General features: G+C 43.3%; 10 protein-coding genes. 5 read left to right on the top strand and 5 right to left on the bottom strand.

Translation table 11 applies throughout. From position 1 onward, the window contains the following. Positions 1-74 precede the first annotated feature (74 nt). Both CAG69_RS04550 and CAG69_RS04545 read left to right on the top strand, forming a co-directional pair. Positions 75-1,106: a porin gene (locus tag CAG69_RS04550; protein WP_006742133.1), complete on the top strand. Its 1,032-nt coding sequence runs from the start codon at positions 75-77 to the stop codon at positions 1,104-1,106. 76 nt (positions 1,107-1,182) lie between these two features. Then, on the top strand, positions 1,183-1,860 hold the full coding sequence (locus CAG69_RS04545; RefSeq protein ID WP_161442941.1) for a DUF2057 family protein: 678 nt from the start codon (positions 1,183-1,185) through the stop codon (positions 1,858-1,860). Positions 1,861-1,945: 85 nt separating this feature from the next. Here the strand turns inward: CAG69_RS04545 and CAG69_RS04540 are convergent, their stop codons facing one another. Then, positions 1,946-2,647, bottom strand: a complete 702-nt coding sequence (locus tag CAG69_RS04540) for a pseudouridine synthase (protein WP_053807161.1) — start codon at positions 2,645-2,647, stop codon at positions 1,946-1,948. A 311-nt stretch (positions 2,648-2,958) separates the two neighbouring features. Between CAG69_RS04540 and CAG69_RS04535 the strand changes: the two genes are divergently transcribed. After that, positions 2,959-5,184, top strand: a complete 2,226-nt coding sequence (locus CAG69_RS04535) for an NADP-dependent isocitrate dehydrogenase (RefSeq protein WP_161442939.1) — start codon at positions 2,959-2,961, stop codon at positions 5,182-5,184. A gap of 181 nt (positions 5,185-5,365) precedes the next feature. Here the strand turns inward: CAG69_RS04535 and cspD are convergent, their stop codons facing one another. Continuing rightward, the gene (gene cspD / locus CAG69_RS04530; RefSeq protein ID WP_005378407.1) at positions 5,366-5,584 is read right to left on the bottom strand and encodes a cold shock domain-containing protein CspD; all 219 of its coding nucleotides are present in this window, start codon (positions 5,582-5,584) and stop codon (positions 5,366-5,368) included. 704 nt (positions 5,585-6,288) lie between these two features. On the opposite strand from cspD, the gene clpS reads away from it, so the two are divergent. Then, positions 6,289-6,609 carry an ATP-dependent Clp protease adapter ClpS gene (clpS, locus tag CAG69_RS04525; protein ID WP_031780157.1) on the top strand — a complete coding sequence of 107 codons (321 nt, stop codon included), beginning with the start codon at positions 6,289-6,291 and terminating at the stop codon, positions 6,607-6,609. 50 nt (positions 6,610-6,659) lie between these two features. After that, positions 6,660-8,927, top strand: coding sequence for an ATP-dependent Clp protease ATP-binding subunit ClpA (clpA, locus tag CAG69_RS04520; protein WP_005390700.1), 2,268 nt, complete (start codon positions 6,660-6,662; stop codon positions 8,925-8,927). Between the two features lie 135 nt (positions 8,928-9,062). Here the strand turns inward: clpA and infA are convergent, their stop codons facing one another. The 3 genes from infA to aat all read right to left on the bottom strand — a co-directional run. Beyond that, a complete protein-coding gene (infA, locus tag CAG69_RS04515) occupies positions 9,063-9,281 on the bottom strand; it encodes a translation initiation factor IF-1 (RefSeq protein WP_001040192.1) in 219 nt (72 codons plus the stop codon). A gap of 81 nt (positions 9,282-9,362) precedes the next feature. Further along, positions 9,363-10,064, bottom strand: a complete 702-nt coding sequence (locus CAG69_RS04510) for an arginyltransferase (protein ID WP_161442937.1) — start codon at positions 10,062-10,064, stop codon at positions 9,363-9,365. Beyond that, positions 10,061-10,720, bottom strand: a 660-nt coding sequence (gene aat, locus CAG69_RS04505; RefSeq protein WP_161442935.1) for a leucyl/phenylalanyl-tRNA--protein transferase, incomplete at its 5' end; no start/stop codon positions are given. The genes aat and CAG69_RS04510, both read right to left, overlap by 4 nt.

The raw sequence follows: 10,720 nt of genomic DNA, 5'->3' as shown, positions 1-10,720 counted from the left end.
GCTCTATCTCAAACATATAAAAAAAGGGAACCGGACAAGGATATCCCGAACTAAGAAAAGGCAGTGGATTAATTATGAAAAAAACTCTATTAGCACTAGCTGTAGTTGCGTCTGCAACTTCAGTGAACGCAGCTGAAGTATTCAAATCTGAAGAAGGTTCTGTAGATTTCTACGGTCAGCTACGTCCAACTCTTCTATTCCTAGACAGCACAGACCACACTGCAGAGCTAAACACTAGCTCTTCTCGTATGGGTGTAAATGGTGTTTACGTTGTAAACGACAACCTAAAAGTTCTAGGTGAAGTTGAAATCGGTGTTGCTCTAGGTGACAACTACGGTGCAGGTGCTGATTCAAGCGAGCGTACTGATGACTCAGTATACGTACGCCGTCACATCTTTGGCTTCGACATGGGCGATATGGGTACACTTCGTTTTGGTAAAGAAGGTACTTGGGCTGATGACATCTACGGAGCTGATTACTCATACTTCTTCGGTGGTTCTGCACTTCTTTACGGACACGCGTGGAACAACTCTTCTCAAATTAAATACGCTTACGAAAATGACGCATTCTGGCTAAAAGCTGGTTACGCGCTAGGTGAGAAAGATCAAAACGAAGAAATCCGCGAAGTATTCGTAGGTAAGTCTTTCAATGACCTATCTGTACACGCTGGCGTTCTTTCTTCTGAGAACAAGATTGCTTCTAAAGGTAACAACACTGAAAACCTATCTTTCGAAGTAACTGCTGAATACGCTCTAGATGAGCACACTCTAGGTGCTACGTACTACTACAACGAAAATGAAGACAAAGCAGCTAACGAGACTATCGATTCTCACGGTATCTCTCTAGCAGGCATGTTCGCTGTAGCTCCTAAAACAACACTTTACTCTGGCTACGAGCTAGTAATGTCATCTTCTGACAAATCTGGCAAGAAAGATGGCGACCAATCTAAGTTTTACGCTGGCGTTGAATACAAGTTCTCTAAATGGGCTCGCGTATTCGCAGAAGCGGGTTACAATTTTGATGGTGATAAGCTAGAAGCTGGTAAAACAACTGCAGAAACTGATTCTAAAACTGACTTCGGTGTTGGTGCACGTTTCTACTGGTAATCAATACCCAGTTTGATATTGTAAGACCCAGCTATATGCTGGGTCTTTTACTATGAAGATAAGGATGAAAAACTCTATGCAGTTATCATTAAAAGTGGCAATGGCGTTGTCTATTCTTGCCAGTACAAACCTTTATGCTGCAACGACTTTAGTGGTTCCAGAAGACGTGAAGTTACTGGCCGTCAATATGGAGAAGCCAAAACTTGAGGGGGGACTTTTCTCTAGTGAGAAGACAATTGAGATCCCCGACGGAACTAACCAAATTGTCTTCAAATATCAACCTGCTTTTGAAACAAACGAAAACCTTAAGACAGTTTACAGTGACGTGATCATCGCTAAGTTTGATGTTGAAAATGAAAAACTAAAGTTTGAAGTACCAGAGTTTAAAACTCTTCGTCAAGCGCAAAACAACATCTCACCTTTAGATTGGCAACTGCTGGACACCAAAGGTCAACCTATTGCTTTGGTCGAAGATGTATTAGAGTCAGATGGTGTTCAAATTGGTCGTAATTACCCTCAAGAATCTCGTAACTACAATATTGCTGGCGGTATCGCGAGTGTTGCCGTTAGTTATGTAACTGTGAATCAGCATCAACAATCAGTAAGTGATATCGAGCCTCGAGTTGAGAGTAGTGATACCCGTTCAACAGTCGCATCGAACGACAGCCCAATGGTTGATGTATTAAAGACGATGTACCAGAAAGCGTCTCCGGCGGAAAAAGAGGCATTTAAAACCTGGCTTGCTGAGCAGTAATCCCTTAGTTCATTAGATAGGGCTTAACTGAAAAAGTACGAATCTAAAAAGCAGGCTTTAAGCCTGCTTTTATCTTTTCTGCCTATTAGAGAGAGATTTCTCTCCATTCACCAGGCATTAGGTCTTTAAGGACGATATCACCCATCGAATGACGAATGAGGCGCAAAGTAGGGAAGCCAATGTGCGCAGTCATGCGACGCACCTGACGATTTCTTCCTTCAATAATGGTAATGGCTAACCAAGTGGTAGGGATATTTGCGCGAAAACGAACCGGAGGGGTTCTGTCCCAGACTTGTGGTTCTGGAATCACTTCAACTTCGGCTGGTAGAGTCATACCATCTTTTAGCTCTACTCCCTTTCTCAATTTTTCAAGATCTTGCTCCTGAGGAGCGCCATCGACTTGAACCCAATAAGTCTTCGGCGATTTTGACTTTGGCTGCGTTAGCTTCGCCTGCAAGATGCCATCGTTAGTGAGTACCATCAAACCTTCGCTGTCTCGGTCCAATCGGCCAGCCGCATAGACATCTTTGATTGGGATATAGTCCGCTAACGTTTTGCGACCATCGCCATCGGTAAATTGACTGAGCGTATCGTAAGGCTTATTGAAAATAATGACTTTACGATCTTTGGGGGCCACTTTTGGCTTTTGGCTTTTTGTTGGGCGATTAGGGCGACGGTCTTGCTGAGTACGAGTCTTCGAGCCATTGCGAGCTCCTGAGTGTTTAAAATGGCCCGTTTTAGACTGGTTACGACTGCGACCTTTTTCCTGACCTGTACGAGATGACATGTTAACTACCCTGCAAAAATGTAAATGAACTGTGTTTGAAAGTTTTAAGTTTTCTCATGATCGGATATGATTTGCGCGCCTAAAACTAACAAACGCGCACAGAATGATAGACTAATTCGTGTTATTTGTTTAATTATATCAGTGCACTCATGGATTCAGAGCTTAGAGCTTCAAACTACAACAAAGAGTGCGAACCGCATGTGGCGTTAGTGAGGAGACATGTACTGCTAACGTGCAGCAATGCGTCAATTAAACCAACTCAGACGCTGAGTTGATCAGCCAACAAGTTGATTAAAAAATAGGGAAATTTCATGCCTACAGAAAAACCTACAATTATCTACACCATCACTGATGAAGCGCCGGCGCTAGCAACTTATTCATTACTACCAATCATTCAATCATTCACAGCATCGTCTGGCATCAATGTAGATACTCGTGATATTTCACTAGCAGGTCGAATTATCGCTAACTTCCCAGAGCATCTAAAAGAAGAACAGCGCATTGGCGATGCGTTGACTGAGCTTGGTGAACTGGCTCAAACTCCAGAAGCAAATATCATCAAGCTGCCTAACATTTCAGCTTCAGTTCCTCAGCTTAAAGCGGCGATTAAAGAGCTTCAGGCGAAAGGTTACGATTTACCAAACTACCCAGAAGAACCGAGCACGTACGAAGAGAAAGCGATTAAAGCGGCTTACGACAAAATCAAAGGTAGTGCGGTTAACCCAGTACTTCGTGAAGGTAACTCAGACCGTCGTGCTCCAACTTCGGTTAAAAACTACGCGAAGAAAAATCCACATTCAATGGGTGCGTGGTCAGCAGAGTCTAAGTCTCATGTTGCGAGCATGTCAGACAATGACTTCTTTGGTAGCGAAAAGTCCACGACTATCTCTGGTGCAACAGAGGTAAAAATCGAGTTTGTTGGTAATGACGGTACAGTTAAAGAGCTCAAGTCTGCGTTCCCATTACTAGATAAAGAAGTCATTGACACTTCAGTGATGAAGAAGAAGGCGCTGGTTGAATTTTTCGAGAAAGAGATTGCTGAAGCGAAAGCACAAGACGTGCTGCTGTCTCTTCATATGAAAGCGACAATGATGAAAGTTTCTGACCCTGTCATTTTCGGCCATGCAGTAAAAGTTTACTACAAAGACGTTTTCGATAAGTACGGCAAGCTGTTTGAAGAGCTAGGCGTTGATGTAAACAATGGCATCGGTGATGTTTACTCAAAAATTGAGTCTCTACCTGAAGCGCAAAAAGCAGAAATTGAAGCGGCCATTCAAGCGGTTTACCAAACTCAACCAGAACTTGCGATGGTTGACTCTGATCGTGGTATCACAAACTTACATGTACCAAGCGACATTATTGTAGATGCTTCTATGCCAGCAATGCTTCGCTCTTCTGGTCAAATGTGGGGACCAGATGGTAAACAAAAAGACACCAAAGCGATGATTCCAGATCGTAGCTACGCAGGTATTTACCAAGCGGTTATTGATTTCTGTAAAGAGCACGGCGCATTTGACCCAACCACTATGGGTAGCGTACCTAACGTTGGCTTAATGGCTCAAAAAGCAGAAGAGTATGGTTCTCACGACAAGACATTCATTCTAGACGCAGCGGGTACCGTTCGCGTTGTTGATACTGCGGGTAACGTATTGTTAGAGCAAGCGGTTGAAGAAGGCGATATCTTCCGTATGTGTCAGGTGAAGGACGCACCAATCCAAGATTGGGTTAAACTAGCAGTGACTCGCGCACGTGCAACAGGTGTTCCAGCCGTATTCTGGCTAGACGAAAACCGTGCGCACGATGCTGAACTCATTAAGAAAGTAAATACCTACTTACCTGAGCACGATACTGACGGTCTAGAGATTAAGATCCTATCTCCTGTTGATGCTTGTAAGTACTCGCTAGAGCGTATGAAAGCGGGTCTAGATACTATTTCTGTAACGGGTAACGTTCTTCGTGACTACCTAACAGACTTGTTCCCAATTCTAGAGTTAGGCACGTCAGCTAAGATGCTATCTATCGTTCCATTGATGAATGGCGGTGGTCTATTTGAAACAGGTGCTGGTGGTTCTGCTCCTAAGCATGTTCAACAAGTAGAAAAAGAGAATCACCTTCGTTGGGATTCTTTAGGTGAGTTCTTAGCACTAGCTGCATCCCTAGAACATCTAAGTGTGGTGGCAAACAACCCGAAAGCACAAGTTTTGGCGGATACGCTAGACAAAGCGACTGGTGAGTTTTTAGATACCAACAAGTCTCCATCACGTAAAGTGGGCGAATTAGATAATCGCGGTAGTCATTTCTACCTCGCACTTTACTGGGCGAAAGCACTTGCCGAGCAAACAGACGATGCTGATCTCGCTGCTGAGTTTGCACCGATTGCGAAAGCGTTGTCAGAGCATGAAGAAAAAATCGTCGCTGAGCTAAACAACGCACAGGGTGTGAAAGGAGAACTGGGCGGTTACTACCTGCTAGACGATGCATTGGTTTCTAAGTTGATGCGCCCAAGCGAAACCTTTAACGCGATCATTAACAAGTAAAATAGATGAAAAGAGCACGTCGCTTTCGACGTGTTTCTTATTTTATCAATACTTTGTATGTGGTCTATCTGCATTTCATAAGCTACAAATAGTAAGAAACCCGCTATCTTGGCGGGTTTATTTTTCTCTTCAGAACATCAAAATGATGTTTCGAGAGCAATATTTTTCGACAGCGCTCTAATTATTTGGCTTGACCTTCAAGAGGCACGACGCTACTCGCGTGACAGCCTTTGGGGCCTTTTTCAATCTCGTATGAGACTTGTTGGCCTGCTTTCAGTGTACGATAACCGTCCATCTGGATAGTTGAGTAGTGGGCAAAGATATCTCCCTCTTCTTCATCTGAACAAATAAACCCAAATCCTTTGGCATTGTTAAACCACTTTACTGTACCTGTAGCCATGCTTTTACATCCCTCATGCATTTTTTACTGAGTTGTTACAACAACCAAGTTATACCTTTAACCTGGTACTACTATTGTCAGCGAACGCTAACAAACATCTAGTCAATGAGAAATCACATTCACCAAGCTGCTTAAAAACAAATGGATTCAAAATGACGATTTATGCATCAACACTTTCCACTGTAGTCAATGAATCCCGACAGTCAATAGCATTAAGCAACAAACAGAAACATAATTGAAAACAAATCACTTTTGAGATTAACAAATTTGCAAACAGTTTTTCGTATATACGCGGAAGTTTGGTCAATTAGCCTGCAAAGTAGTATTCACTGGAAAAACCATACTGTTCGTGTTGCTTATGATAGATGAATCCTCTAACTGAATAAAAAATGAAGTTTTCGTGATAATTACCCCATTCTCAGTTAGGAAGTGTGATCTCGGTAGAAGACTGAGAGATGTTTCGCAATAGCTCGGAGTGGGTAAAAAGAAAGTTATTTTATAAGTAAAAATGTGTAACTTATCGACAAGCATCTTTTATTTGCGCCCCCTCAAGACCTGCATTAGTCTCTATATTAGGTAGCAACTTTTATCGATCAAAGATCGAATTCGGTGCCATATCTCACTACACCGCGCTGCACGCTTGTGGTAGATTGTTTTTATAGGTCGAAAACATCAACCCTTTGATACGATATCTTTGAATTGCCATGAGTAAAAATTTTGAATGGGTCACTCCGGACTCTGATCTTCTGGAGCGAGAAAGTACGAAAGTTCAGCCACCTAAGCTGTACAATGTTGTACTAAATAATGATGACTATACACCTATGGATTTCGTCATAGAGGTACTTGAGCGATTCTTTTCACATGACATTGATAAAGCGACTCAGATCATGCTCAAGATTCACTATGAAGGAAAGGCAATCTGTGGCACATACAGTGCAGAAATTGCCGAAACAAAAGTAGCGCAAGTTACGATGTACGCAAGGGAAAATGAACATCCGCTACTTTGCACTATGGAGCAAGCGTAAACAAAGAAGACTTGCTCGAACAACCCAAGTTGTTTTTTCGGGAGGTACTTATGCTAAATAAAGAACTAGAGTCAAGCCTTAACGGTGCATTTGCTCGGGCGCGAGATAAACGCCACGAGTTTATGACTGTCGAACACCTCCTACTTGCATTATTGGAAAATGATGCAGCTAAGGAAGCCCTTTTAGCTTGTAAAGCGGATCTTGACGCTTTACGTAACGAACTCGATATATTCATCGATCAAACTACGCCTCTTATCCCAGATAGTGATGAGACGCGTGAAACCCAGCCGACTTTGAGTTTTCAACGTGTGCTACAACGCGCCGTCTTTCATGTACAGTCGTCTGGCCGCAACGAAGTAACAGGTGCAAACGTGCTTGTGGCGATCTTCAGTGAGCAAGAGTCGCATGCCGCCTACCTATTGAAGAAAAACGACATCTCCCGATTAGATATTGTTAACTTTATCTCCCATGGTATTACTAAAGCGTCAGGTGCAAGCGAAGACCCATCATCAGATTCGTTCAGTTCAGAGAGTGTCGAAGAGCCGAATTCTGAAGAACGTTTGGAAAGCTTTGCGACTAACCTTAATCAGGTCGCTAAAGATGGCAATATCGATCCACTGATTGGTCGCGATAAAGAGCTAGAGCGCACTATTCAAGTACTTTGCCGCCGCCGCAAGAATAACCCATTACTAGTGGGTGAAGCCGGGGTAGGTAAAACAGCCATCGCAGAAGGTCTTGCTTGGCGAATTGTAGAAGGGCAGGTCCCGGAAGTTATTCAAAACAGCGTGATTTACTCATTGGATATTGGTTCTCTATTGGCTGGTACTAAGTACCGTGGTGATTTTGAAAAACGCTTCAAGGCGATTTTGAAACAGCTTGAAAAAGAAGAAGATGCAATTTTGTTCATCGATGAGATACACACAATCATCGGTGCGGGTGCGGCTTCTGGTGGTCAAGTTGATGCCGCAAACCTTATCAAACCTCTACTAAGTAGCGGTAAGTTGCGTTGTATCGGCTCGACTACATACCAAGAATACAGCAACATTTTCGAGAAAGAGCGTGCGTTGTCCCGTCGCTTCCAAAAGATTGACGTTGTAGAGCCTTCTCTGGATGACACAACTAAAATCTTGATGGGCTTGAAGCCGAAGTACGAAGCACACCATGAAGTACGTTACACCAATAAAGCACTGCGTGCCGCGGTAGAACTTTCGGCGAAATACATCAATGAACGTCATTTACCAGATAAAGCCATTGATGTCATTGATGAAGCTGGCGCTCGCAGTCGTCTTGCTCCTGCAAGCCGTCGTAAGAAAACGGTTGGTGTTGCCGATATCGAAGCGATGGTTGCCAAGATGGCACGAATCCCAGAGAAGTCGGTTTCTTCTTCAGATAAAGACATCTTGAAGAACCTAGATAGCAAGATGAAGATGTTGGTATTTGGTCAAGATAATGCGATTGATGCATTATCCGAAGCGATCAAGCTGACACGTGCAGGTTTGGGCGTGGATAACAAACCAGTTGGTTCATTCTTGTTTGCTGGCCCTACTGGGGTGGGTAAAACAGAGGTGACGGTGCAGCTATCTAAGCTTCTAGGGATCGAGCTACTTCGTTTTGATATGTCGGAATATGGTGAGCGTCACTCAGTGAGTCGCTTAATTGGTGCACCTCCTGGTTATGTCGGTTACGACCAAGGTGGCTTGCTGACAGACGCTGTTATCAAGCACCCACATTCAGTCGTATTGCTTGATGAGATTGAGAAAGCGCATCCAGATATCTTTAATTTGCTATTACAAGTGATGGATAATGGTACGCTAACGGACAACAACGGTCGTAAAGCAGACTTCCGTAATGTCATCCTAGTTATGACAACCAACGCGGGTGTGGCTGAAACTGAGAAGAAATCAATTGGTTTGATTCAGCAAGACAACAGTCACGATGCGATGGCGGAAATTAAGAAGGTATTCACTCCTGAGTTCCGTAACCGTCTTGATAACATCATCTGGTTTAACAGCCTTGATGAAAGCGTTATCCATCAAGTTGTTGATAAGTTTATTGTTGAACTGCAGGTGCAACTTGATGCTCGTGGCGTATCAATGGAGGTATCGCAAGATGCACGCCATTGGTTAGCGAATAAAGGTTATGATAAGGCGATGGGTGCTCGCCCAATGGGACGCGTTATCCAAGAGCAACTTAAGAAACCTTTGGCTAATGAATTGTTGTTTGGCTCTCTAGTCGACGGCGGCACTGTGAAAGTAACGCTAGTGAATGACACACTTAAATTTGAATATTTGAGTGAGAAAGAGGCAGCGATGCATTAATTGCTCCGTAGGGAAGTAAAAGCGCACGATTTTATCGTGCGCTTTTTGTTTGTCTGAAGCTACTCGGAAATAAAAATCATGCAATAAAAAACGGAGCAAACTGCTCCGTTTTTTATTGCATCCGAAAATCAGAGATTAACGAGCGCGGAAGACGATGCGGCCTTTTGACAGGTCGTATGGAGTCATCTCTACAGTTACTTTGTCACCCGTTAGGATACGGATGTAGTTCTTACGCATCTTGCCAGAGATGTGAGCAGTCACAACGTGACCGTTTTCAAGTTCAACACGGAACATAGTGTTTGGTAGAGTGTCAAGGACCGTGCCTTGCATCTCGATTACGTCTTCTTTAGCCATTTAATCCTCTTTAGAAATTAGGCAATATTAGCGGGCTATATTCTGCCGCTAAATAGTAATTATGTAAAGTTGAGGCGTATTCTACCCTCGCCAACGCTGATTTACTAGCCTTTGGTGGCGTTGAAAGCGTGTTTTGTAGCTCATTGCTGGGCACTCATCAATCTGATATCCCAAATATAGCCACTGTTGTTTGTTTTCTTGGCAGTATTTAATTTGATAAAACACTGCTAACGTGCCAAGAGATAACGGGTAGTCAGGGTCAAAAAAAGTATAAAATGCACTCGAACATTGAGTCATTACATCCGTTACCGCAATGGCGAGCAATTGATCTGATTCATCGTAAATGTGTAAAAACGACGTTGTCAGCCAGCTAGTTTGAGCAAATCGAGCAAACTCATCACGCTTTGGTGGGTACATAGTGCCGTTTTTGTGTCGTTTGGCAATGTAACGACTGTAAAGCGCAAACCATTCCTCATCCATTTCGGGTTTCATTTCCCAACGTAAAGGTTGTGCTTTACTGAGCAGCCTCTTCTGGCTTTTTGATAGCGTCACATCCGGAATCGAGACTCGAATTGGCTGGCAAGCATTACAATGCTCACAGTGCGGTTTATATATGGTATCTCCGCTACGACGAAAGCCGTTGGCCATCAGCAGTTGATAGTTTTCTTCAGTATGCAGCCCTGCATCAAGTGCTACCGCCACACGCTCTTGCCGTTCAGGCAAGTAACTGCAAGGGTGATTATTCGTTAATCCAATTCGAATATGTTGTATATCCGTACTCATACTGAATCCTGCAAAACTTGGGGCTTATAGGTATCAAATAGTGTTTGTTTTTCTCTTAAAGATAGTAGTTTTTGCATAAACTCGTTACGCTCTAGTTCAAATGCGCCAAGTGATGCCAAGTGCGAGTTCATAACCTGACAATCGATTAATTGACCTTGCTTTGACGCCAAATGGTTGCATAAGTACCACAATGCAATTTTAGATGCGTTATCTTTTAGGCTAAACATCGACTCTCCGCAAAAAAGTTGACCAACGCAGATGCCATATAGTCCCCCAATCAGGTTGTTGTCATGCCATACTTCTACAGAGTGACAGTGACCAAGTTTAGCTAACTCAATATAAGACGCTTGCATTTCCTCGTTGAGCCAAGTTTCCTCTGCAGGACGTGTTGATGAACATAGTCTAATCACTTCTTCTGTCGCGAAATTGAGCGTTACTTTATAGTTATGTTTACGCTGAAATTTTTTGAGACTTTTAGACGGTTTAAACTCTAAGGGATCAAAAACAGCGCGTGGGGAAGGGCTCCACCATAGAATAGGTTCTCCAGGACCATACCAAGGGAAAATGCCTTGATAGTAACCATTGAGGATTCTCATGGGATCTAAGTCACCGCCAAAAGCAAGCAAACCATTGGGGTCGCTGAGTGCTTTATAGGG

This window comes from Vibrio sp. V43_P6S15P86, assembly GCF_009904725.1.
Classification (GTDB): Bacteria; Pseudomonadota; Gammaproteobacteria; order Enterobacterales; family Vibrionaceae; genus Vibrio; species Vibrio diabolicus.
This window is presented reverse-complemented; position numbering and strand designations above follow the sequence as displayed.

Bases quoted from the DNA above. Each gene is read 5' to 3' on its own strand.
- CAG69_RS04550 (WP_006742133.1), top strand. From the start codon at position 75: ATGAAAAAAACTCTATTAGCACTAGCTGTAGTTGCGTCTGCAACTTCA.
- clpA (WP_005390700.1), top strand. From the start codon at position 6,660: ATGCTAAATAAAGAACTAGAGTCAAGCCTTAACGGTGCATTTGCTCGG.
- CAG69_RS04545 (WP_161442941.1), top strand. From the start codon at position 1,183: ATGCAGTTATCATTAAAAGTGGCAATGGCGTTGTCTATTCTTGCCAGT.
- CAG69_RS04540 (WP_053807161.1), bottom strand. From the start codon at position 2,647: ATGTCATCTCGTACAGGTCAGGAAAAAGGTCGCAGTCGTAACCAGTCT.
- infA (WP_001040192.1), bottom strand. From the start codon at position 9,281: ATGGCTAAAGAAGACGTAATCGAGATGCAAGGCACGGTCCTTGACACT.
- CAG69_RS04510 (WP_161442937.1), bottom strand. From the start codon at position 10,064: ATGAGTACGGATATACAACATATTCGAATTGGATTAACGAATAATCAC.
- CAG69_RS04535 (WP_161442939.1), top strand. From the start codon at position 2,959: ATGCCTACAGAAAAACCTACAATTATCTACACCATCACTGATGAAGCG.
- cspD (WP_005378407.1), bottom strand. From the start codon at position 5,584: ATGGCTACAGGTACAGTAAAGTGGTTTAACAATGCCAAAGGATTTGGG.
- clpS (WP_031780157.1), top strand. From the start codon at position 6,289: ATGAGTAAAAATTTTGAATGGGTCACTCCGGACTCTGATCTTCTGGAG.